Genomic DNA, 23,507 nt, shown 5'->3' with positions numbered 1-23,507 from the left:
TGAAACTCATACGTTTGGTTTGTTAGTTAAAATTTAATTAATTGAATAAAAGAAAAAATCTGCCGCAAAGATAGGCAGATTCTTTTTTAGAGGCTTTAACGTATGTTGCGTTTCGTTTCACTTTTGTCTCAACCGGGGTTTTTTAGCCCTTTTTGCTCGATATATTCGGTTGGAGACACTCCAAACTGCTTGCGGAACACCGTTGAAAAGTGTGCTAAGTTACTAAATCCAACTGAATATGCAACCTGTGTAACATTGATTTTTTGCTCCTCGAGCAATCGTACGGCTTGCTCCAAACGAATGTTTCGGATAAACTCGCTGACGGGGATACCGGTGAGTTCCTTCATTTTGCGATGCAACTGGGCGCGACTGATGCCAACACCCTTGGCCAGCATCTCAACACTAAAGTCGTTATCGTCCAAATGTTCGTTCACTTCTTTCAGCACACGTTCCATCAGCAGTTCATCGTTACCCTTAATCGGTTTCTCCTCAATCTTATCCTTGGGCTGTTGCAAACCCGAGTATTTACCCTTCAGACGCAGGTTGGTACTGATCAAGTTATTAATCACCATATGCAACTCGTCCATATCAAATGGTTTAGCCAGGAAGGCGTCGGCACCCTTCTCCAAGCCCTCCAAACGGTTGGCTACAGCAGCTTTCGAAGTGAGCATTACCACTGGGATATGATTCAGGTTCATATTGGTCTTAATCATTCGCAGCAACGTAAAGCCGTCCATCTCGGGCATCATCACATCGCTCACCACCAGATCGAACTGCTTCTCGGATTCAGCAAGCAGCAGGCGCAGGGCCTCACGACCGCTGGTAACGGGGGTGATATGATAGTAGCAGCCCAGCTCCTGAGCGATATAGCGACCAATCTCCTCATCGTCGTCAACTATCAGAACCTGATAGCTGTACTGCGAGCGCTGGCGTGTTGCCTTCTCTTTCTCCTCAACCTTCAACAGCTCTTCTTCCTTCAGATGTTCGCAGCCTAAAGGCAGATGTACGGTGAACACACTACCCTGCTCATCGTCGCGATTGGCCGCATCGATGGTGCCGTGATGCATCTCTACAACCATCTTACACAGATTCAGTCCGATACCTGTGCCCTCGATATGCATGCTACGCGAGCTGGCTCCCTGATAGAAACGGTCGAAAAGCTTGCGTGGATCGCCCTTGATGCCCATACCATTATCAACCACCTGCAGGATAGCGCTCTTGTTCTCAGTATCCTGAGATACACACACCTCAATCTCACCGCCATCGTAGGTGTACTTAAAGGCGTTTGAGAGCAGATTATCAACCACCTTATCGATGGCCTTGCGATCGAACCAAACACTGAGCTTATCGAGCGTAGGCGCATAGCGGAAGTTGATATGACGCTCGTTGGCGGTATATTCGTACGACTTAAGCAGATTGCCCACATACTGTACCATATCGGTTTCCTGGCATTGCAGCTTCATCTGCTGGCGGTCCATCTTACGAATATCAAGTATCTGGTTCACCAGATTCTGCACACGCTGGGCGTTATGCTCAATGGTTTTCAGCTCGTTGGTTACCTCTGGATCGAAATCGCGCTTCAACAGTTTGTGCAGCGGACTCATGATGAGCGTCAACGGCGAGCGGATATCGTGCGTGGCGTTGATGAGGAACTTCATCTTATCCTCGTCCAACTCCTGGCGACGACGACGAACATAACCCAAAACCAAGGTGCCAAGCGTCAGGAATCCTATACATATATATATAATGTATGCCCACGAGGATCTGTACCAAGGTGCATGCACAATAATATGGAAAATCTCGGTATCGGAATAAATGCCGTTATCGTAGGCTCTTACCTCAAGGATATACGAACCGGGCTGCATGTGGGTAAACGATACCACATTTCGACCTACTTCGGTCTGTCCCCACTCGCGGTTGCCATTCAATCGGTACTCGTAAATCACGTTCTCGGCATTGGCAAAGTTGAGCGAAGAGAACTCCAACGAGAAGGTGTTATCGATGAAATCAAGCTCGATGCGCTTGGTGCTGGGGCGAGCCACACCGCCTACATAGATGCCTGTAAGCAGCACTTTTCCTATTTCGGAATTCTTTATCTGCAGGTCGGCAGGATTAAACGAGGTGATACCATCGCTGAAGCCGAACCAGATGCGGCCATCGTGGGTGCGCATAGCTGTACCGCTGACATACTCGCGACTGGCCAGACCATTACCGTAAAGATAGCTCACAAACTGCTGGTCGGCATGTTTGTATTGCCAAAGTCCCATGGTAGTACTGATCCATAAGTCGCCAGCCTGATCCTGAATAATACCGTTCACTACCTTGTTGCTCAGCATTTCGGCATCAGGGAAGGGTTTGGCAGTTTTCTCCTTTTCATCGTAATAATACAAGCCTGAATAGGTGCCGAACAACATCTTATGATCGTGCGTTTCGCAGACTGATTCGATGGTATTATAATCAAGCAGCACCTCCCAGCCATACGAACGGAAACTATCTTCGGCAGGGTCGTAACAGTTAATACCCGAAGCCGAACAAATCCAAAGCTTACCACGACTGTCAACCAGCAGTTCTCTGATCCAGTCGTTATGCAGTCGACCTTTCGGTCCATCGCCATCGTACATACTGAAATGGCGCAATTCATCGGTATTGGTATCGTACGAGAAGAAGCCCAACGAATAAACCGAGAAGAAGAGTTTGCCCTTTCCATCGTCGGTAATCGAGTTAACAAAACCACTCTTGAACGATGATTTAAGCTGGTATTGCCCTGTAAGTGGGTTGTAGGCATAGAGCCCTGCGTTGGTACCAAGCCAATAACGGCCCATTCCATCGCGGTATATCACATACGTACCATCGGGCGAGGCTGGATGAGCCACCAAGCGACCCGCAGCATCAAATCCGAATACACCGTTATTCTGTACAGCACACCAGGTCATACCGTTGTCGCCAGCACAGATAGAACTGAGCGAACCACCTGTACTGAGGTGCTGATCGATGAATTTCCACGAGCGGAAGGGCGACTGGTGCTGGGGAATAAGCAGCAGACCGCGACTCTGACAACCAATCCACAAGTTCTCCTGATTATCCTCGAACAGCGCCCAGATGGTAGCTGTGTTCAAATCCAACGAGGCATTCTGGAACTCATAGCGACGCATACGGCGCTCGCCACGAGGCACCCACCACAGACCATCACCCATGGTGCCGATATACAGGTTGCCAGCCTTGTCGCACTTGGCGGTACGCAACACCAAGTCCTTACCACGCATCTCGCCTGGGTCGATATAATCGGATGTCAGCTGTCCGTCGCGATAGTAAAGCAGTCCATGATTGCACACTATCAGCACACCGCCCTCGTAACCTACAAAACCGGTTACCATACCGTAAGGCGACAGCAGCTCCTCGATCTTGCCTTTGGGCGAACGTCGGATAATGGAATTACCATGACCCGATTTCCAGAAATAGCCCTTTTGATCGATAAAAATATAGCTAAAATAGTTGTTATCGGCCTTGGCATAACCCTCAACACGCTGCGAATTGTTGGTACGGGTATCTACTCTGAAGAGTCCGTAACCGGCAGTACCAATCAACAGGTGGTTGGCATCTTCCTGAATGATAGCGTTGATACGAGGTATGCTGGTGGCACCTTTCATCTCAACCGATATAAACTGGTTGGTAACAGGATCGAAGCGGTCGAGGCCCAACTGGGTACCCACCCAGAGCGTGCCGTTCACATCCTCGAACAGATACGATATCACATTGCTGCTCACGGTGTTAGGTTTACCTTTCTCGTGCAGATAGTTGGTAAAACGGTAACCATCGTATTTGTTCAAACCATACTCGGTACCTATCCAGATGTAGCCATCCTTATCCTGGCATATCCGGGTTATCTGGTTACTCGACAGTTTCTCTGACGTGTAGAAGTGCGATTGACCAGAACTTAGTAGTGTAAATGTTGATAGTAATGTAAGTAGTAGATAACGGAACATTGTTTTTAAATTGAGGTTTGCAAGTTATAAATAGTATATGCTTTCGGGCCCCATGTTAAATAGCAGGTCTAACACCGACAGATTGGGCAGGAAGCCATGCTTCTGGGCATACACCTGATAATAGGGCTTAGGCGTGAAATCGGCATCGGGTGCCGGATGTTTAGGGTTGATGGCTGAACGGTAATCAGTCAGATCTATGGGTTCGGGGATGAACTCAGTACTACGCGTCATTTGGGGCTGTATATCGATGAGTTCGCACATTTTCAGGCTGATGGCCTCGTTAAAATCTACCAGGTAGTCCCATCGCTGCTCAAAAAACGGGCGGATGTCGTCCTGGTAATACTCAAAGAAAGGCGATTCGCCATAAGCGCTCTGCAGGGCCATCCAATGCAGATGGCGCCAGTTGCCATGATCGCTGATGCGGATATCCTTGATAAGAGGCGAAGTACCACGCTCGACGGGTACGGTAAGGGCTTGCACACCATTGGTGGTGGCTATCAGGCAGCGGTTGCGATAGGTCTGCTTCAGGAAACTCTCCCACTGTTCAATCAGCACAATGTCAGCCCGATGCAGCTTCTGATACCACTGCACCGGGCCGAAATAGGTTGTACTGAGCAAAACCTGCATGGTTCTACCTTATTTAATATTATCTACGATGCTACCGATACGGCTCCAGCGAATGCCGCCAAATCCGTTGCGGTCGGGATCGCTACTCCACCAGATGAAGATAGGCTTACCCACAATATGATCCTCGGGCACAAATCCCCAGTAACGAGAGTCGGCCGAATTATGACGGTTATCACCCATCATCCAGTAGTAATCCAGCTTAAAGGTGTACTGACTGGCAGGCTTGCCATTAATAAAAATCTTGCCATCGCGAACCTGCAGGTCGTTACCCTCGTAGGCACGGATACAGCGCTCGTACATGGGAAGATTCTCCAGCGAGAGATTGATGCTAGCACCCTTCTTGGGAATCCAGATAGGACCGTAGTTATCGCGGGTCCAGTGGTAGTTGCCGTTCTGTGGATACAAACTCCATGTTTCGCGGTCGTAGTGGAAGCTGATGCCGTCGATCAGATCGCCGCAGGCCTTCATCTCGCTCACAACGCGATTGGTAAGAGGCATGTAACCGTTGTTATTCAGCGATACCAACTCCTCCTGAGTAATGCCCCACTTCTCCATCTCCTCATCGGTAAAGTGGCGCTTCAGGCGCAGCTCGTAGGTATACTGCACGTTGTCGGGCTCCTTGTTAGCCTTACCGTCCAGATATACCACGTGGTCCTTGATCTGCAGCGTTTGTCCGGGCAGACCCACACAACGCTTAACATAGTTCTCACGACGGTCGGTTGGGCGGGTATCAATCTCACCAAACTCCTGTGGGTGGTCGGCAATAATCTTCTTACCCGTCTCATAAATCTCGTTATACAGCTTCAGTCGCTGCTCGGCCGTCAGGTTATCGGGGTTGGGCATGTTGGGATAGTTGCCAATGCCATAGCCGTAGCACAGGTTGTAATATTCGGTCTGATACTGCAGGGCGGTACAGATGGTATCGCCAGCAGGATAGTTGAACACGACGATATCGTTCAGCTGCACGTTACCCAAGCCTTTTACACGACGATAGTCCCAGTGTGGCCACTCAATGTAGCTCTTGCACTCTACCACAGGCAGGGTGTGCTGGGTAAGAGGCATCGTCAAGGGTGTCTGAGGAATACGTGGACCGTAGCTTACCTTTGATACAAACAGGTAATCGCCAGTCAACAGCGACTTTTCCAAAGAGCTTGATGGAATCACGTAGTTCTGGAAGAAGAACTGATTGATGAAGTAGACGGCCACCAGCGCAAACACCAGGGCATCGATCCACGACATCACAAACTTAACGGGCTTTTCGGCCTCTTTCCACCACTGCCACTTAATTTTCTTGGTGATATACACATCAAAGATAAAAGGTATCACCAGCAGTCCCCACCAGCTGCCCACCCAATACAGGAAGAGCAAGTAAAGTACCAGCACGCCAATAAACTTGGCCCACTGCACCTTGGGGTCGAATTCTTTCTTTTTTACCATTATTGCTAAGGCTTAGAATTTAAACATATCGCTGATGGTGAGCAGTCCCTGATGCTGGCTTGTGTACTCAGCGGCCAGCACGGCTCCCAGGGCAAAACCCTTACGACTGTGGGCATCGTGAGTAATGGTAATCAGGTCGGCATCGCTATCATAGCGGATGGTATGGATACCAGGCACCTCGCCACGACGGATATGATCTACACGCAGGAACTTCTTGTCGGTAGTATCCTCTTTCCAAGCTTCCTTGCGGTCGATATTGTCAACAATCTCCTCGGCCAGTGTGATGGCAGTTCCGCTGGGATGGTCGAGCTTGTGCACATGGTGTGTCTCCTCCATCTCCACATCGTACTGTGGGAACTGGTTCATAATCTTAGCCAGATAGCGGTTTACGGCAGAGAAAATGGCCACACCGATTGAGAAATTAGATGCCCAGAAAAGAGTTTTTCCCTCTTCATTGCAAGCCTTGCGCACTTCGTCGCCATGCTCGGTCATCCATCCGGTTGAACCACTAACAACTTTCACGCCTTTAGCCCATGCCTTAAGATAGTTGCCATAGGCAGCCTGTGGGGCTGTAAACTCGATGGCCACATCGGCCGATGCGAACTCAGGCGAATCGAAATCCTGCTGATTATCGATGTCGATAATACTTACAATCTCATGACCACGGTCGAGGGCTATCTGTTCAATCATCTTACCCATCTTGCCGTAGCCGATTAAAGCTATTTTCATAATTAATTCGAATTAAAACGCCGCAAAGATACTACTTTTTAGTCAACAAACACCCATTTTCAACAGAAAATAACTAAAAAATTTGCTGATATTAAAATAATGTCATACTTTTGCACCCTCAAAGGGAGTATAGAATTCTATTTCAGGAAATGAGAAAATCTATTTTTGACTTACTAGAACGTAAGGGAAAGCAGCCGATCAGCATGCTGACGGCTTATGATTATCATACAGCCTGCACAATTGATGAGGCTGGAATCGACATGATATTGGTTGGCGATTCGCTCGGCAACGTGATGCTGGGTTATGAGAATACACTTGCAGTAACAGTTGATGACATGATTCATCACGGTGCCGCCGTGTGCCGTGGTGCCAAGCAGGCATTCGTGGTTATCGATATGCCATTTATGTCGTACCAGGCATCGGTTGAGGATGCTGTACGCAATGCCGGACGTATCGTAAAAGAAACTAACTGCCAGGCAGTTAAGCTCGAAGGCGGCGTAGAGTATGCCGACCGTATCAAGGCTATCGTACAGGCAGGCATCCCTGTCGTGGCACATATCGGACTCACACCACAATCTGTTAATGCCATGGGTGGTTACAAGGTTCAGGGCAAATCGCTCGAACAGGCCAAGAAGCTGCTGGCCGACGCTAAGGCAGTAGAAGAGGCTGGTGCTTTTGCCATCACACTTGAGTGCGTGCCTGCCGCATTGGCTAAGCTCGTCACCTCGCAGGCCAATGCATTGACCATTGGTATCGGAGCTGGTAATGGCTGCGACGGCCAGGTGTTGGTTTATCAGGATATGCTGGGCTATAACAATGGCTTCATACCTAAGTTCGTGAAGAAATATGCCGACTTGCACAGTGTGATGCTTGAGGCTTTTAAACAATATAAACAAGAGTGTGAAGAGCGTACCTTCCCAGCAGCAGGGCATACCTATGCCATCAGCGAAGAGGTGATGCAGGCGCTTTTTGAAACGGAGTTAGAAGAAGTAAGAAGATAAGAGAGATGAAAGTAGTTAAGACAGTAAAGGAGGTAAGAGAGATTGTAGCCGGTTGGCGTAAAGAAGGGCTCACCGTAGGACTTGTTCCTACCATGGGATTCCTGCACGAGGGTCATCAGAGCCTCATCCGCAAGTCGGCCAGTCAGAACGATCGCACGTTGGTTTCGGTTTTCGTTAACCCCATCCAGTTTGGTCCTAACGAGGATCTGGAGGCTTATCCACGCGACTTGAACCGCGATATGGAGAAGGTAGAAGAGGCTGGTGGCAACCTGATTTTCAACCCCGAGCCCGCCGAGATGTATCCTGGCCACTTTACATCGTTTATCGATACCACCGAGACTACCGAGCTGCTTTGTGGTGCCGTTCGCCCCGTTCACTTCCGTGGTGTGTGCACCGTAGTAGGTAAGCTCTTTAATATTGTTTGTCCCGATCGTGCTTACTTCGGACAGAAGGATGCCCAGCAGCTGGCTACCGTTAAGCGTTTTGTGCGCGACTTGAACTTCCCCGTAGAGATTGTGCCCTGCCCCATCGTTCGCGAGGACGACGGACTGGCCAAATCGAGCCGTAACACTTACCTGAATGCCGACGAGCGTCAGGCTGCACTCGTTCTTTCAAAGAGTCTGAAGCTGGGTAAGCAGGCTATCGAGGCTGGCGAGCGCGATGCACAGAAGGTGATCGACATCATCCGAAAGAATCTGGAGACCGAGCCAATGGCTCGCATCGACTATGTTGAGGTGGTTGACTTTGAGAACATCCAGCGCACAGCCCGTATCGAGGGCGAGGTTCTGGTTGCTATCGCCGTTTATATCGGTAAGACCCGACTGATTGATAATTTCATCGTAAACATTTAAGATAGGTATGGATATAACACTGCTGAAGGCAAAGATACATCGTGCTGTGGTTACCCAGGCCGATCTGGATTACGTGGGCAGTATCACTATCGACTCTGATTTGCTGCGTGAGAGTGGTATTCTGGAGTACGAGAAGGTAGAAATTGCCGATATCGACAACGGCAGTCGCTTTGCCACCTATGCCATTGCTGGCGAGGCCGGATCGGGCATCATCTGCCTGAACGGTGCCGCTGCCAAGTGCGTGAACGTAGGCGACAAGGTGATTATCATGGCCTATGCCACGATGACTCCTGAGGAGGCCCGCGACCACAAGCCAACTGTGCTGTTTGTAGATGAGCACAACAAGCTGGTTCGTAAGGCCAACTACGAGAAGCACGGCCTGCTGGTTGAACAGTAAAAACATAAAGATATGCTGACGGGAAAGACGATTGTGCTGGGCGTTACGGGCGGTATTGCTGCCTACAAGAGCGCCAATCTGGCTTCGATGCTCATTAAGCTGCATGCCGATGTGCATGTGATTATGACGCAGAACGCCACCAAGTTTATTACGCCCATGACGTTCGAAACGCTTACCAACAATAAGTGCATTGTCGATACCTTCGACCGCAATTTCTCGTTCGATGTCAAGCACGTATCGCTGGCCAAGCGCGGCGATCTGTTTATTGTGGCTCCCTGTACAGCAAATGTCATCGGCAAACTGGCTCACGGCATCTGCGACGATATGCTTACCACCACCATGCTGGCCACCCGTGCACCCAAGCTGATTGCGCCCGCCATGAATACCGGCATGTGGGAGAACCCCATCTTGCAGGACAATCTTACCAAGCTGAAGGGCTATGGTTATCATATCATCGATCCTATCATAGGCCGACTGGCTTGTGGCGATACGGGCACAGGCAAGATGCAGGCAGAAGAGGTGATCGTAGAGCATATCCTGGCGTTTATGGCCAAGGAAAAGGACCTTGCTGGCAAGCGCTATCTCATTACCGCTGGACCCACACAAGAGGCTATCGACCCCGTTCGCTATATCACCAACCACTCATCGGGCAAAATGGGCTACGCCATCGCTAAAATGGCCCGTTTGCGTGGCGCACAGGTAACTTTGGTGTCAGGCCCCGTAAACATCAAACCTTTCTGTGGCGTAGATGTGGTGCCTGTTAAGAGTGCTGCCGATATGTTCGAGGCTGTTACCAGTCGTAGTGCTGAGGCCGATGTGGTGATTATGTGCAGCGCTGTGGCCGACTACACACCCGCCGTTTATGCCGACCAGAAGGTGAAAAAGCACGACGGCGACCTACAGATTGAACTCAAACGAACACAAGATATTCTTGGTTGGCTGGGCGAACATAAGCCCGCCAACCAGACTTTGGTGGGATTCTCGATGGAAACGGAGAATCTGATTGAAAACTCGCGCGCCAAACTCCTGAAGAAGCATGCCCAGCTGATTTGCGCCAACTCGATTGCTGGCGGCAACACAGGCTTTGCAGTCGATACCAACAAGGTAACGCTCATTAGCGCCAAGGAGGTAAAAGAGCTGCCACTCTGCTCGAAGGAAGAAACAGCCGACCTGATTATCGACCATATCCAAACCCTTGCGTAGCGTATGCATATACTCATAGATATCGGCAATTCTACCGTTGTAGTTGCTTTGGCTGATGGCCAAGGTAACATCGCCGACACATGGCGTTTCAAGACCAAGAAAGAAGAAACAGCCAGCTTTTTCCGTTACGAACTGCGCCAAGGCTTGCGCAAGTACGGTGTAGAGGTAGCTGATATCCAAAAAATCACCATTTCATCGGTAGTTCCCGAGGTTAACGACGATATGGCCCAGGCCATTACCGACCTCACGGGTCTGCAGCCCCATTTCTTCTCGATTGCCGATGCACAGGGCATTATCTCGATAGATGTTGAATCGCCCGCCCAACTGGGCAAGGACCGTCTGGCCGATGCCATCGGCGCTGCCTGCTGCTATGGTGTGCCCGCCATCGTCATCGATTTCGGCACAGCTACCACCATCGGCGTTATCGACGAAAACCGAGTGTTTCGCGGTGGAATCATCATTCCTGGCGTAAAAACCTCGCTCAACGCCCTCAGCACCCGCGCCTCGCAGCTGCCCGCCATCAACATCGAGAAACCTCAGCATCTGATTGGTCGCAACACCCTCGAATGCATGCAGAGCGGCATTGTAAACGGCACAGCTGCCATGATCGACGGCCTTATCCACCAGCTTGCCTCATCCATGTCGCAAGCCCCCAAAATCATCGCTACAGGCGGCATGGCCCGCACCATCGCCCCCAACTGCCAGACGCCCATCACCATCGACCCACACCTACTCTTCAAAGGCCTCTTTCAGGCTAAATAACTTAAATCTTGTTAATATTCTAAAGTTTTAGAGTAAAATACTTGTTTGTTCTAAAAACTTAGAGTACATTTGCCAACGGTAATTCTAAAAACTTAGAATATGAAAGAAAAGAAACAATTGACTAAGGCTGAAACGCAAGTGATGAACATACTCTGGTCGTTGCCAGAGAGTAAGGGTTATTCGTCGGAGATTATGGAGAAATTCCCTGAACCAAAGCCAGCTCTTACCACGCTGCTCACATTCTTGAAGATACTCAAGGAGAAAGGCTTTGTGAGCTCGGAAAAGATAGGAAAAGCACAGCTTTTCAGCACCACCATCAGCAAAGAGGATTACACACGCGCCTATATGAAAGAGGTGAAGAACACGTTCTTTGGTGGCTCGTTCGCCTCGCTCGTTTCGTTCTTTGCCAAGGATGAGCATCTGAGCGATGAGGAAGTAAGTGAGATTATGGAAATCATAAAGAATCGCAAGTAATGACTGAATTTCTGACCTACGACCTGAAGGTAGCCGTACTGATAGCGGTATTCTACTTCTGCTATCGACTGCTGATGGAGCGTGAAACGTTTCACAGACTTAACCGTATCGTGCTATTATCATCCATTGCCCTCTCGCTCGTTCTGCCCCTTTGTGTCATCACTTTCCATGAAACGGTAGAGGTAGAACAAACCACTGCAACGGCTAATCCTAATCCACAATCGCCCATCACGGATATGCCGGCTGTAACGGCCGCAGATAGCGTACAGATGGCTCCTGTTGATCAGTCAGCCGTTATCTTTGCCATCTTTATGATTGGTGTACTTTGTAGATTATTCTTTATAGCCAACAGTTATCGGCTTTTGCGCCGAATTATTAGTGATAGTGAGCAACATACGTTGGAGGATGATGTAACGCTGGCAGTTGTCGACCTGCCTGTTGCACCGTTCTCGTGGATGCGTACCATCGTGTTAAGCCGGATTGACTACGATGAGCGCAACCCTTCGATACTTGCCCACGAGCGTGGACATATCCGCCTGCATCACAGCTGGGATATCGTCTTCGTCGAAATGCTTACGGCCCTGCAATGGTTCAATCCTGTGGTATGGCTCCTGCGTCGCGACCTGCGAACCGTCCATGAGTACGAAGCCGATGCATCCGTCCTCTCGTCAGACTCAGACGTGAGTCAATACATTCAACTACTGATGCGGAAGGCGATGGGTACAAAGGCCAGTATCCTAGCCAATGGCATCAACAACAGCACCATTAAAAAACGAATTTTCATGATGTTAAAACATAAGTCAAACAGGCGAGCATGGCTCAAAGCCCTTTATATCGCCCCCATAGTAGCAGTATCGTTGGTAGCAACGGCAAAGACGGTGACTGAGTTTAAGCCCAAACCTACCAATCATGTAACGCCAACCGCTGTCGCACCTGACACTATAAACTTAAAAAACTCACTCGTATGGGTATTTACCGATGAGCAGAAAGAGCAAGCCAAGACAATAACTCCAGGTGCACCTGGCTCTATCAGTATCAGCGCGGTTATACACGACAATGGCATCGCCATCGATAAGAACAACTCTTTTTTCTATCAGATCCGTGTACCAAAGGGTTGCTGGGTAGAAGACGACGAAGATTCTTGGATAGAAGTAAGCTGGGACAGATTCTCATTCGCAGGCAAGACCACCAAGATACAGCTCGATGGTGTACCTTTCGATGAGAATAGCGCACCCAAATTGCACTATTCTGTGCTCAAGAAAATCGAAAACCACCGCAAAGGCAATGTCAACGTGGTAAATCTGATTACCACGCCCGTATCCATTCCATCGGGTATAAAGAATAACGCGTCAAAAAAATAACCCCAATCATTACCATGCTTACCCCCTCGCCCGCTGAAGGTTACTCTCTCTCTCCATCAGCAGCGAGGGGCTTATATTATTTCAGTTTGTCTATGAGCATTTGCAGTTCGTAGTCAAAAGCATTATAGCCGTGTATCTGCAGGTCATCGCGCACTCGACGACAGTCGGGCGTGAAGGTCTCGAAGTGTGGTATGCCGTTGAATTGGAACAATTCGCGCAGTTTGGCGAAGTCTTGATTGGTTACGCACACCGTCTCCTCGTCTGCCAGCCACTCGGCCACGTATTTCTTGTAAGCTTCGCTACCCTCTGTGGTGCGCTCGCCAGCTATAAATATCAGCTTTACATCGTTGCGCTTGGCAATCTCTGCGCGCAGATCCTTGCTTGTCTGTATAGCTAAACGACAAGGACCGCAAGTCATACCCCAGAAATCTATCACCAGGATTCGACCGGGATATTTGGCCGATAGCTTACGTATCAGGTCGGCCATAGGCTTATCGGGCAGCGGTGCGGCCAAGTCTTTCTGCGCCAGTTTAATGGCCATAAACTGCTCGGCCTTTTGGCGTAAGTATGAGTGCGGAAGTGCGCTGATGTATAGCTTTGTCATCATATCTAGAGTGGGCCAGGTTTTTAACACCTTTTCCCTTTCGGCCTTGGTCAATCGGGTGTCGACCTTTATCTTTGGTATATCGTCATCATAGCTGCGCCAGTGGTCAAAACGGATAGCAAAGGTCTTATACACGCACAACTGGGTCATCAGGTTATCCTTGCCGCCAGTAAGTTTGTTAAGGGCGGTTCTGTAGTTAGATAGTTCCTTAACATATATGTCGTAGTTTATCTCTATGTTGCCCATTTCATTAGTTACCCCTTTGTTTTTATCCTCCCAAACCACCTCGGCATACTGCATGCGATTGAGCAGACTAGATATGTCATCGCTGGCAAATAGCAGCGGATTAGTAAAGTCTACGTGCTTCAACGGCTTGTAGGTATCGTAATCCCTCTTTTTCTGCCATTCGGCACTATCGGTTATCACCTTGTGATATTTCCCATCGCGCTGCTCCCACTTTATCAGGTCTGATTCGTGGTTCGCCACGTAAGTCAAGTATCCCTCGCCAAATCTCGCCTGTATATCGGCCTGAGCCAACTGCATCTCCAGCGGTGTGTAGCCTTCACGTTTAGCCACTTGCTGCAGGCTGTCGTTCACTATCTGCCACAGCATTTCAGCCGCAAGGTTAGCCTCATCCAGCTTGCCCTTGAATCGCCACATGGCACGCGATAATTCAGAAAACTTCCAACCAGAGCGCAACCATCGTTGCACCTCGCTACTGCTGCCGCCATTATATCGGCATTGATACTTGCCGTTGGCATCCTTGGCTACGGTCACATCTATCGTCTCGCCTGGTCGGGCAAAAATTCTCATACCTTTGAATCCCACTTTCGATTCGTCGGCCGAGAACGAAAGTCTTACAGGATAACTTACCTTAAACTTCTTGCAGAACGTGCCGTCGTCGTTGATATCCAACACTAGAACCGTGCCTTCCTTCTCAAACACATCGTCGAATGTGTCCGACATCGACGTAAAACCAAACTGCTCTGCATCATACCCTTCGATACGTCCCTGAATAGTGACGCTATCCGTTTTAAACCACTCCTGTGCCTGTACCACCATAGCCGCAGTTGCCAGCACGATGGTAAAAATAGTTCTTTTAATCATTATTTATTCTATAGTTGATAATACTTCACGCGTTTATAGTTTTATTCGCCTGCAAAAGTAATCATAAAATTACAACGTTCCAAATTATCAGCAAAGATTTTGCTTTTTATTAAGTGTGAATATCACAGGAATGATTTCCATAAATATATAAAATAGAGAAACTGCCAGTTTCTACGAAAGGCACTGACAGTTTCCTACTTTGGGACCAAAGGTTTAAATTCAACGGTTGCGGCTAGGCTGAGAGGTATTTCAGCTTCTTGAATACTCCTTTTTTATCTGTCACAACTGTCACAAACTTACGCGAAAGCCACTGTCGGTTCTGGGCATCGGCTCCTTTTTCGTCCATGCCACACTTCAAGCGTACGGTCTTCAGGTCGTCGAGTGTGTACACATCGGGCAGCATCATCAGCTGGTTTCGAGGGCCGTGCTTGGGTTCGGCGTATGCTTCCTGACCATTCTCCAGCATCGCACCAAAATAGTGCATCTTACACCACAGATCGTTCTGCAACGCCCAGCGCACGTAGGTTTCGATGCCCTTTTCCCATTCATAGCCATTGGCCACATAGAGTACACAAGCCTTAAGCCAAGCAATCACCAAAGCACGGTGGGTAAGACTATCGAACACACGGCTCTGTGATAGTACGGCCATATCCTGACACTCTTTCTGCAGTTTCTTGGCCAGTTTGAATGCTTCGGGGCAATTGATGGTGCCGCTGGCAGCCAACAGGTTAGCCAGATAGGGTTTCAGGTCGGCATCGAACTGGGCATCGTACTCACCAAATACGGGCTGTTCGGCTCCAATCTCGCACACAGGTATGGTGCTGAAGTTAATGCGCTGTACGGGTCCGTCTTCTACTACCGACTTAAAGTAGCTTTTTACCTTTTTAGGTGTGGTAGATGCGTTCCAGTTAAAGCGTACACACACAATCTTAGATACTGAGCCTACGCCTCGACGAGTCTGACCATAGCGGTTATTGGGGTCGAACGACAGGCACATCAGCGTGTACTGCAGGCCTGCTTTGCCGTTGCCTTTCAAGGCATCGAACATCTGGATCTCGTTCAGCTTCACATATACAAATCGGCCCTGCGCCTCGTCTATTCGGGTTACGAGTGCCGCGTTTGTCACATCGCCTGTAATCTCCTGGATAACCAATCCTTCAGGGCGAAGGGGCTGATCCTTATTGGCTCCCCTTGCTTCGGCTGCTTTCTTGTATTCGTCTTCACGCTTCAGATTGATGGCATCGCGTTCTCGGATATCAGCCATAATGTGGTCGATGGGTGCGTCGATGCAGCCTTTACCTGAACCTGATTCGCCCACCAGACAGTTCATGAGTGTTGCCTCGTGCTTTACATTGTCGGTGTAATTAAACCAGGTGTCGTGCAGATGGATGCCCAGCGAGGGGAATGCTGCTTCGGCCACAGCGGGCTTATAGATGTAAGGTGCACGCGAGGTGATGAGACGGATAAGCTTGGGCAACTTGCGATCGGCAGGGAATGCGGGAGGCTGGGGTGCGTTGAAGAAGAAATCGGTGGGTGCCGCCTTGGGTTCGCAGATAGCGCTATCAGTATCACCCTCAAGTGCATTCAGCACCTCCTGTATGGTACGGGGCATGCCCTCGTAGGGGCTCTGCAGGGCACTGCGTATTTTGGCCTGTTTCTCTTCGAGTGTAAAGCCGTTGTAGCAGGGTATCACCTGGTTGAGCCAATCAAAGTTGCGGGCACAGATGTGCTGCAGGTCGCGAGCCAGCTGATAGGTCTTGGTGTCGCGGTCGCCAATAGTGGGTTCGTAGCCGTGATTGGTTATCTCCCAGTACTTAGCGATGATTTCCTGGAACGTATGGCCGTGATACTCGTTAGGAAACTGGCCGGCAGCTAGCGTGGTGGTGCTGGGTGTGGCGTTTACGGGTGTATCGGGCTTCACGTCATCCTCCCAGGGCTTGTAGTGCTTGCGTTCGTGCTTGGCTTCGGCAGGCACCTGTTCCAGCCCCTTGCGCTCGCGTTCCTTTAATAGTTTGTACTCGCGCTCGCTCTCCTCTACGCTGATGGTGTCGGCAAAGATGGCATCATCCAGATAAAGCAAATCGTCGGCGCTGCCACTGGTTGAGTATACCACCCTGCTCAGATTCTTACAGTTGGTGTCCATCTCAATCTTCAGTATGCAAGCTATTCGCACCTGATTCTCGAGGATGGTTTTTCCCAACTCACGACGGCAAACCAGATGGAATCCGCCACCAGCCGAACGTTCGAGCAAGCCCAGACCGATTTCGGTTTTTACTGAAAAGATTTTTTCCTTCATCTCCTGGGCCTGATTGTCGTCGTAGCAGTCGATGTCGTGGAAGAACCAGTCGCTGGGATGGCAGCATCCAGCCACTCGACCATCGGGCATCAAATCGTTGTAAGCAAACTGCACCAAAGCCTTTTTAGCTTTTGCATCGCCCGTGCGGGCAAGTGAGAGATTAGAGAGGTTAGTCTCTGTGTTACGCAATGCGAGAAATTCCTCGCGGTCCTGTACTCGACGTGCCACCTTGTGGCCGTTTCGAACTGAAATGTAATTTAACATAAATAGATAAAATTTGGTTTTGACGGTGCAAATGTACTATTCGATGAGTGCCCACCAAACAATTTCCGAAATATTTTTGTTTTATTTTGTATACAATTTATAACCGACTGATTATCAGACGTTTGCGTTTTTAAAAATCTACTGATTTTAATACAAAAAAATAACGTTCGATTGACGCTTTTCATCAATCGAACGCTAATCGAACTATAATCGAGTGTTAATCGAGTTTTTGATTGTCGTCGGCCTCGATAAACTTGATGGCCCAATCGTAGAATTTCTGTTGGTCGGCCTGGCCCATATAGTTGGAGAGCGACGAACTTTTTTTCTGCCATTCCTGCTTTACCTGTGCATCAGTATTCTTAGTGGGATAAAATGGCGATAGTATCTCTTTGGCTATTGCCAGCATTTTTACACCCTTGCAAAATACGCCTGATGCATACAAGCAACCAAGCACATAACCTTTTATCTGTATCTGTTTCTTGTCCCAGCCAATTACCAGTTCCTGACCGTAATCTGATTTGAACAGAGCGTCGATATAGTTATCGCGCCAGTGGGTATCGTATTTCTTACTGTCGTCACAGAACTTATCAAACCATGCGCTTTTTAGCAGCGTTTTCAGTACCGTCTTTATCTCAGCCATCTCCTGATTGTTGCTGGTGGCGCCTTGGTCGATATAGGTCTGCATGTCGGTATTATCCTCGTCGCTAGGAAACAGCAGGTTCCAGTTGCCGCAAAGAGCATCGGTCATTACACAGATATAATCCACCAGCGCAAAGAACTCGAGTTCGATCTGTGGATTTTTTGAGTTGGCCTGGTATAACCTTTTGGCATAGATGCGCCACGAGTCGTCGTTATCGCGCAATGTATCCCACTGCTTAGAGGGCACAAACTTCATAAACTGCTTGATAACATTTTCGCGCTCTTCGCGTAGTGCCGCGATAAAGTTACCATTCTCGGGAAACATCTGCTTGTACTCTTCTACCTTTGCCAGCGATGCCTGATGGTGCTTAAGCATGTGCCAGGCAAACCACAATTCGGGCTGCTGGCGGATGGCGAAAAAGAACTTGTGGCTCTGCAAATTGTAGTCGTTAATAAGCAACTGCTTTATTTCGCTAAATAGTCTGTTTATCAGCCATCGGATTGAGAAAAGCCTATCGGCATCCCCAAGCAGGCGTTCGCGGTTTAAGGTTGCGCCGTAAGATGGCTGATCCTGAGGGTACCTGTTAGTCAAAGAATTCATCCAGCACTACCCCTCCTAAGTATTTTGCATACATCCACTCGCGCATATAGCCCATCGTAAGATTGTAATAATCGGTGGTATCTACAGGCACATCATGTTTATCAACTATCTCCTTCAGCTTAGGCAGCACCGTATCGTAAAACAGCTTAAAGCCGTTACGGCTGCGGATAACCGTTTTAGCTGGCAGCAACTTTTGTACCATTTTTACGATATCCTTGGCTGCAGCTACATATTCCTCAGGATAATCGTGAGGCACCCAGCTCCACAGCATATCCACCACTCTTATCTGCTCGTCGTCGAGCCCCAGTTCATATCCTCGTTCTGTGTGCTGTTCCATCTCTGTGAGAGCATCGATTACTGCAGTCACAAATTCGTCGGCCTGTTTCTCGTCCTGCGCATCAAAATCGCCTATGGGGCAATGCTCGGCATAATAATCCTGCATGGCATCGTTACAACCCTGAATACGATCGTACTCTGTGCTCATCATAATGCGTGCCACCATAGCAGCTACACGGCGATAAGGCACCACTTTTAGCCACGAAACCAACTGCTCGTTGTCGATAGTAAAGTTCAGTTTTTGGTCAACAAAAGGATCATACTCCAATTCAGGTGCCAATAATTCGAGGGGGAATGCCTGATGCCAATACAGCAGGCGCCCCAGTTCGGCCATGTCGTAAAGCCACTCGCTTAGCGGGGTGCTTGCCTCGTCGGTTAGCGGGTTGTCAGCCTGGCATCTGCCATCGTCGTCCAGAAACTTTGTAAAGTACCAACCTAATGCATCGGCACCTGGCTGCATGCCTATCATCTTGTCAATCTGCCTAAGTATCAGATGCTGCTTGTCGGCATCGTTCATACCGGCTATGCTGTCGAAATCAACATCGCCCAGCACATTACGCTTCAGGTATTGTAGAAACGCCTCGGGCGTCATAGTAATATTGCTCATTCTTTCGTTTATTAAATAATTGCTGCAAATATACTAAGTTTTTTCCATTCCACCTACACTTAAAGCAAAGTTGTGACAGTTGTGACAATAAAAAATTTAGGTGGCATTTATGCCTATGTATATATTAATATATACATAGAAGTTATTTTAAAGTGTGCACCCCTGTTTTTGAACTGTCACATCTGTCACAGATGTGGGTGCACCCTGCTTTAGCCACCGCTGATGTAAGTATTTTTCCATTCATGCTCCCGTGGCCGTTTTTGTTCCCTTACTGGGAATAAATATTTCCCTAGTTAGGGCGCAAAAATTCCCTAACCTGGGAAAAATTGCGGGCTTTAGGGATTTCCCTACCGCATAGTAGGGATTTGTACGCATATTTCAAATATAATCGTTTTACCTTTGCAGTATGATTGTTTAATTAATGCTTAGAATGATGATGAAAACGATAAGAAAAATGGCCCTGGTGGGCGTGTTGGGAGTGATGTAGTGGTGCTCGATTTCCGCAATGGTCGTGTAGTACAGATGGACTCGTTCCGCGAGGTTCGCCACTATCACCCGTCACCCGATGGCGAAAAATAGGGAAACTCATCGTTTCTACCTGGGGAACCGTTAGTTCCATGCGGGGGAACTACGGCTACAGATGGTTGATGATTTGCTGCAAATTCTCTAAATATTGGGCGGCATGACCACCATCCATCTGGGCATGATGGAACTGCATGGAGATGGGAAGCGACACTTTGAACCAACTTTTGCGATAGCGACCCCAAGCCAGGAAGGGGTTATTGAAAACACCCGAGTACTGGTTGACAATGCTATCGAGTTGGGTGGCCGTCATAGCCGAGGTGCCGATAATCATCGCCTCCTCATCAAAGGTGCTCTCGCAGGTGTCGATGGCCGTTTGCGTCATCCTTTGATAATCGGCTGCAAACTGATTAAAATCATCACTATAAGGCACATCGCACGAACAGATATCGCCCTTCTTGTGATTCACTATCACGTTGATGGCCAGACGGTCGTACTTGTACAGCTTGCCGTTCTCGGGCAACAGGTAAAACTCGGGCCTGCTGCTGGCAGCACGGCCCATACACCAGCACAGCAGCGTGTTAAACTTTACGCCCCTGCGCTTGCAAACCTTGTATAAACGCGTTACATCGAACGTTTTGGTAAACGTAACCATGGGCACAGGCGACTTCATCCAAAGTCCAAAAGCCTGTGCCCTGCTGGTTTCGTTAGGATTAACTTCTTGTTTCATCTATTTTATCTATATACATCTTCTTTCTTAAGCTCAACCACCTTGCCGTAGCGTTCGAGGGCTTTCAGGTCGGTAAGTTTCTTATCGCCGATGATGATCCACACGCGGTTGTTGTTGCCTGCGATGCGCTGCTGGTGGAACTGGATGATGTCCTGAGCTGCGATGCCAGGCAGCAGTCGGGCTTGGGCGGCATTGGGGTCTGTAGTGTTGCCCAGCGTGCGCTGATTGGCCACGAAGGCAGGCATATTGCGGAAGGTGGGATAGCTGTTCTGTATGTCGTTGAGCACGCTCTGGCGGGCGGCATCCAGATTGTTCTCCTTCATCGGCATCTGGCGCAGCAGAGAATCTACTGTAGCAAGGGCTTCCATCGTCTTGTCGGCCTGAGTGCCAGTGGCTGTAATATAGCCCTGAACGGCCTCGGGATACTGGGCAAGACTGGTGGTAAGAGCACGGCCGCCAGTGCTGTAGGCCAGCGAACGGAACTCGCGTACATTCTGGAAGAGTACCGACGACATGCTGCCGCCGAAATATTCGTCGAAGAGCGATAGCTTGGCACGATCCTCAGCTGTGGGCAGTGCGCCGATGGCATCGTAACTTATCACGTAGTTCTGGCGCGACTTGGGCACGTTGTAGAAGTAAACCGTAGGCTCGGTGTACTGCTGCAATGGGCGGAAGGTATCGGCCTCCTTGCGGGTACACTGGCTGAGTGGCAATGCCTGCTGTGCAGCTGCAGCCACCTCGGAGATAGTCTTGGTGCCGCAATACAGCAGCTCGCAATCGTACTGCTGCAACTCGCGGAACAGGCTGAGCAGGTCTTCGTTCTTAAGCGCCTTTATCTCGCTCTTACTCAGCTGGTTAAGATAGGTCGACTTGCTGCCGTACATCACATATTCGCGCATGGGGGCGAGCACATCGTCCTTCTGTTTACCAAAGCTCTTGCGGTCAACCTTATCCTCGTCCTTAGCGTCGCTCAGCGCCTCATCGTCGCCCTTGGCCGAGCGCAAGAAATGTGCCAACAGACGGAGGGCAGGTTCGAACTGCTTATCGGGACCTGTAAGGGTGAACCCGAATGTGCGGCCACCAGCGCCTATTTCCAGCGTGGTGTTTATCTGCTGCCAAGCCTTCTCCAACTGCTGTTTCTTGAGCGAGTCGGTACCTAACGACGAGAGATACGAGCTCAGGACGTCGAGTGCTGGTGTATGCAGCTTGCCCTCCTTAAAGCGCAGCGTAAAGGTAAAGATATCGTTGATGGGATTCAGCTTATAATATAAAGTGGCGTGATTGCTCAGCTGTCTGGTATCTGCAGCCGTCTGCAGGTCAACGGTACGTATTTCGGTCTGTTTCACAGATATCTGCTCCAGCTGGCGGGCAAAGTCCGACTTGGCGTCTACATTCTTAGGCTGAATGGGCTTGTAGCCAGGCTGTTTCAGTGTTTCCTTCTTAGGTGTGCCGAATTTCTTTACCAGCGTTACGTAGTTGGCGCCATAGTACTTCTTGGCGGCGGCTACCACATCGGCCTTGGTAAGATGCTTAATTCTTTCGATTTTATCGAGTGCATCCTGCCAGGTCTTGCCTTTCGAGAACAGGTCGACCAGCAACTCAGAACGGCTGCTGATGGTTTCCAGATGCTTCTCTGCATCCATTACCTCCTCTTGTTTCAGGGCTTCCAACTGAGCATCGCTAAAGTTACCAGCCATCACCTGCTGAATCTGCTCCATCACGCGTCCTTCGGCAGTTTTCATCTTTCCAAACAGCTTGGGAATGATGAGCACGGCTGTACCTGCGGCATCGTCGAAACCTACGTTCAGGGCGAGCGATGCCATCACCTTATGCTCGTTCATCAGCGAGTCGAGCAATCCAGCTTTGCCGTTAGAAAGCAGACTGTTGGCCAGATCCAGAGCATTAGCGTCAGGCTCGTAATCGGTAGCCCCCTTGAATACCAATGCCTCAGCACCAATAAGCGGTATGGGGAGTATAACCTCCTGTCGCTCACCAGCCGAAATCTCCGGCATCGGACTATATCCACGCTGTGGCACAGGACCCGTCTGCACACGCCCGAACGTCTTTTCAAGCAGGGCAGTCAAGTCGTCGCTGGAGGTAATGTCGCCACAGAGAATCAGACCCATATTCGAGGCTACATAGTATTTCTTGTAGAATTCGGCCATATCCGACAGGCGCGGGTTTTTCAGATTCTCGGTAGAACCAATGATGGGATAGCCATAAGGCTGAGTCTTGAACACAGCACCCATCACTTTCTCCATTGCATTGCCCATACCATCGGCCGAACGGTTCTTTTCCTCGTACACATTCTCCAATTCGCCCTGGAATCCACGATACACGGGGTTTATCAGTCGCTCAGAGTTGAGCCAGCACCACTGCTCGATGAAATGGGGCAAAAACTCGTTGTAATAGTAGGTCATATCGTAACCAGTGCCCGCATTCAAACCGCTACCGCCATACTTTGATATCAGACGGTTAAACTCGTTAGGTATCACATAATCGGCAGCTTTCAGGCTCAGCTGGTTAATGTGCTGCTGAATCAGCTTTCGCTCAGCCTCATCCTTAGTCTGCGACAGCAGGTCGTACTGGGCAGAAATACTATCAAGCAGGGGCTTTTCGGCTGCGTAATCGATGGTGCCCAAGCGGTCGGTACCCTTAAACATAATGTGCTCAAAGTAATGGGCAATACCGGTATTGGGGCAATCCTTTGCGCCCGCCCTCACCACAACGGCACCAAACACCTTGGGCTGCGAGTGGTCTTCGTTAACCCAAACGGTCATGCCATTGCTAAGTTTAAACTCCTTTACATTGAGTTGTGCCGTTGCTGTAAGTGCAACCACGCATGCGAAAATGGATAATGCAGTTCTTTTCATACGTTCTTATAGTTGAAATTAAATTTTTGTGTGCAAAAATAGTCTTTTTTAGCGAGTAAAAAGAATTTTTACTACAAAAGTTAATATTTTTTTTGTACCTTTG

At 49.2% G+C, this 23,507-nt stretch carries 17 protein-coding genes; 7 read left to right on the top strand and 10 right to left on the bottom strand.

Annotation, left to right across the window (positions count from 1 at the left end; all coding sequences use genetic code 11):
• Positions 1-128: 128 nt before the first annotated feature.
• Genes T500_RS0100605 through dapB form a run of 4 tightly spaced genes read right to left on the bottom strand, consistent with a single transcriptional unit; the run spans position 129 to position 6,776 of the window.
• Complete coding sequence (locus T500_RS0100605; RefSeq protein WP_028906502.1) at positions 129-3,983, bottom strand: hybrid sensor histidine kinase/response regulator transcription factor; 3,855 nt, start codon at positions 3,981-3,983, stop codon at positions 129-131.
• A 24-nt stretch (positions 3,984-4,007) separates the two neighbouring features.
• Positions 4,008-4,610: a WbqC family protein gene (locus T500_RS0100600; RefSeq protein WP_028906501.1), complete on the bottom strand. Its 603-nt coding sequence runs from the start codon at positions 4,608-4,610 to the stop codon at positions 4,008-4,010.
• A 9-nt stretch (positions 4,611-4,619) separates the two neighbouring features.
• A complete protein-coding gene (lepB, locus tag T500_RS0100595; protein ID WP_028906500.1) occupies positions 4,620-6,047 on the bottom strand; it encodes a signal peptidase I in 1,428 nt (475 codons plus the stop codon).
• 12 nt (positions 6,048-6,059) lie between these two features.
• Complete coding sequence (dapB, locus tag T500_RS0100590; protein ID WP_028906499.1) at positions 6,060-6,776, bottom strand: 4-hydroxy-tetrahydrodipicolinate reductase; 717 nt, start codon at positions 6,774-6,776, stop codon at positions 6,060-6,062.
• A gap of 149 nt (positions 6,777-6,925) precedes the next feature.
• Here dapB and panB point away from each other — a divergent pair, with 149 nt between their 5' ends.
• From panB to T500_RS16180, 7 genes are all read left to right on the top strand, one after another.
• A complete protein-coding gene (gene panB, locus T500_RS0100585; RefSeq protein ID WP_028906498.1) occupies positions 6,926-7,777 on the top strand; it encodes a 3-methyl-2-oxobutanoate hydroxymethyltransferase in 852 nt (283 codons plus the stop codon).
• Positions 7,778-7,782: 5 nt separating this feature from the next.
• Positions 7,783-8,628 (top strand): pantoate--beta-alanine ligase, encoded by an 846-nt coding sequence (gene panC, locus T500_RS0100580; protein ID WP_028906497.1) that lies wholly within the window; start codon positions 7,783-7,785, stop codon positions 8,626-8,628.
• A gap of 7 nt (positions 8,629-8,635) precedes the next feature.
• Positions 8,636-9,025, top strand: coding sequence for an aspartate 1-decarboxylase (gene panD / locus T500_RS0100575; protein ID WP_028906496.1), 390 nt, complete (start codon positions 8,636-8,638; stop codon positions 9,023-9,025).
• Positions 9,026-9,037: 12 nt separating this feature from the next.
• Positions 9,038-10,228 (top strand): bifunctional phosphopantothenoylcysteine decarboxylase/phosphopantothenate--cysteine ligase CoaBC, encoded by a 1,191-nt coding sequence (gene coaBC, locus T500_RS0100570; protein WP_028906495.1) that lies wholly within the window; start codon positions 9,038-9,040, stop codon positions 10,226-10,228.
• A gap of 3 nt (positions 10,229-10,231) precedes the next feature.
• A complete protein-coding gene (locus T500_RS0100565) occupies positions 10,232-10,990 on the top strand; it encodes a type III pantothenate kinase (RefSeq protein WP_028906494.1) in 759 nt (252 codons plus the stop codon).
• Between the two features lie 99 nt (positions 10,991-11,089).
• Positions 11,090-11,464, top strand: coding sequence for a BlaI/MecI/CopY family transcriptional regulator (locus T500_RS0100560; RefSeq protein ID WP_028906493.1), 375 nt, complete (start codon positions 11,090-11,092; stop codon positions 11,462-11,464).
• The gene (locus tag T500_RS16180; protein WP_051611797.1) at positions 11,464-12,825 is read left to right on the top strand and encodes a M56 family metallopeptidase; all 1,362 of its coding nucleotides are present in this window, start codon (positions 11,464-11,466) and stop codon (positions 12,823-12,825) included. Before T500_RS0100560 ends, T500_RS16180 begins: the two co-directional genes overlap by 1 nt.
• Positions 12,826-12,901: 76 nt before the next feature.
• Here T500_RS16180 and T500_RS0100550 read toward each other — a convergent pair whose 3' ends face one another.
• From T500_RS0100550 to T500_RS0100525, 6 genes are all read right to left on the bottom strand, one after another.
• Positions 12,902-14,536 carry a TlpA family protein disulfide reductase gene (locus T500_RS0100550; RefSeq protein WP_036908085.1) on the bottom strand — a complete coding sequence of 545 codons (1,635 nt, stop codon included), beginning with the start codon at positions 14,534-14,536 and terminating at the stop codon, positions 12,902-12,904.
• 232 nt (positions 14,537-14,768) lie between these two features.
• Positions 14,769-17,096: a DUF3987 domain-containing protein gene (locus tag T500_RS17225; protein ID WP_051611796.1), complete on the bottom strand. Its 2,328-nt coding sequence runs from the start codon at positions 17,094-17,096 to the stop codon at positions 14,769-14,771.
• A 217-nt stretch (positions 17,097-17,313) separates the two neighbouring features.
• Positions 17,314-18,336, bottom strand: coding sequence for a hypothetical protein (locus T500_RS0100540; protein ID WP_155267374.1), 1,023 nt, complete (start codon positions 18,334-18,336; stop codon positions 17,314-17,316).
• Complete coding sequence (locus T500_RS0100535; protein WP_028906490.1) at positions 18,320-19,279, bottom strand: hypothetical protein; 960 nt, start codon at positions 19,277-19,279, stop codon at positions 18,320-18,322. The genes T500_RS0100540 and T500_RS0100535 overlap by 17 nt, the downstream gene beginning before the upstream one ends.
• Before the next feature lie 634 nt (positions 19,280-19,913).
• Complete coding sequence (locus tag T500_RS0100530; protein ID WP_028906489.1) at positions 19,914-20,531, bottom strand: CatA-like O-acetyltransferase, family 2; 618 nt, start codon at positions 20,529-20,531, stop codon at positions 19,914-19,916.
• 5 nt (positions 20,532-20,536) lie between these two features.
• Positions 20,537-23,404 (bottom strand): M16 family metallopeptidase, encoded by a 2,868-nt coding sequence (locus tag T500_RS0100525; RefSeq protein ID WP_036908084.1) that lies wholly within the window; start codon positions 23,402-23,404, stop codon positions 20,537-20,539.
• Positions 23,405-23,507 lie beyond the last annotated feature (103 nt).

The sequence above is a fragment of the Xylanibacter ruminicola Ga6B6 genome (assembly GCF_000687715.1).
Lineage (GTDB): Bacteria > Bacteroidota > Bacteroidia > Bacteroidales > Bacteroidaceae > Prevotella > Prevotella ruminicola_B.
This window is presented reverse-complemented; position numbering and strand designations above follow the sequence as displayed.

What these genes read in the sequence shown, in the direction of transcription:
- T500_RS0100535 (WP_028906490.1), bottom strand. Translation starts at nt 19,279, where the DNA reads ATGAGCAATATTACTATGACGCCCGAGGCGTTTCTACAATACCTGAAG.
- T500_RS16180 (WP_051611797.1), top strand. Translation starts at nt 11,464, where the DNA reads ATGACTGAATTTCTGACCTACGACCTGAAGGTAGCCGTACTGATAGCG.
- T500_RS0100550 (WP_036908085.1), bottom strand. Translation starts at nt 14,536, where the DNA reads ATGATTAAAAGAACTATTTTTACCATCGTGCTGGCAACTGCGGCTATG.
- T500_RS0100525 (WP_036908084.1), bottom strand. Translation starts at nt 23,404, where the DNA reads ATGAAAAGAACTGCATTATCCATTTTCGCATGCGTGGTTGCACTTACA.
- T500_RS0100530 (WP_028906489.1), bottom strand. Translation starts at nt 20,531, where the DNA reads ATGAAACAAGAAGTTAATCCTAACGAAACCAGCAGGGCACAGGCTTTT.
- T500_RS0100560 (WP_028906493.1), top strand. Translation starts at nt 11,090, where the DNA reads ATGAAAGAAAAGAAACAATTGACTAAGGCTGAAACGCAAGTGATGAAC.
- panC (WP_028906497.1), top strand. Translation starts at nt 7,783, where the DNA reads ATGAAAGTAGTTAAGACAGTAAAGGAGGTAAGAGAGATTGTAGCCGGT.
- T500_RS0100540 (WP_155267374.1), bottom strand. Translation starts at nt 18,336, where the DNA reads ATGAATTCTTTGACTAACAGGTACCCTCAGGATCAGCCATCTTACGGC.
- lepB (WP_028906500.1), bottom strand. Translation starts at nt 6,047, where the DNA reads ATGGTAAAAAAGAAAGAATTCGACCCCAAGGTGCAGTGGGCCAAGTTT.
- panD (WP_028906496.1), top strand. Translation starts at nt 8,636, where the DNA reads ATGGATATAACACTGCTGAAGGCAAAGATACATCGTGCTGTGGTTACC.
- panB (WP_028906498.1), top strand. Translation starts at nt 6,926, where the DNA reads ATGAGAAAATCTATTTTTGACTTACTAGAACGTAAGGGAAAGCAGCCG.
- dapB (WP_028906499.1), bottom strand. Translation starts at nt 6,776, where the DNA reads ATGAAAATAGCTTTAATCGGCTACGGCAAGATGGGTAAGATGATTGAA.
- T500_RS0100600 (WP_028906501.1), bottom strand. Translation starts at nt 4,610, where the DNA reads ATGCAGGTTTTGCTCAGTACAACCTATTTCGGCCCGGTGCAGTGGTAT.
- T500_RS0100605 (WP_028906502.1), bottom strand. Translation starts at nt 3,983, where the DNA reads ATGTTCCGTTATCTACTACTTACATTACTATCAACATTTACACTACTA.
- T500_RS0100565 (WP_028906494.1), top strand. Translation starts at nt 10,232, where the DNA reads ATGCATATACTCATAGATATCGGCAATTCTACCGTTGTAGTTGCTTTG.
- T500_RS17225 (WP_051611796.1), bottom strand. Translation starts at nt 17,096, where the DNA reads ATGTTAAATTACATTTCAGTTCGAAACGGCCACAAGGTGGCACGTCGA.
- coaBC (WP_028906495.1), top strand. Translation starts at nt 9,038, where the DNA reads ATGCTGACGGGAAAGACGATTGTGCTGGGCGTTACGGGCGGTATTGCT.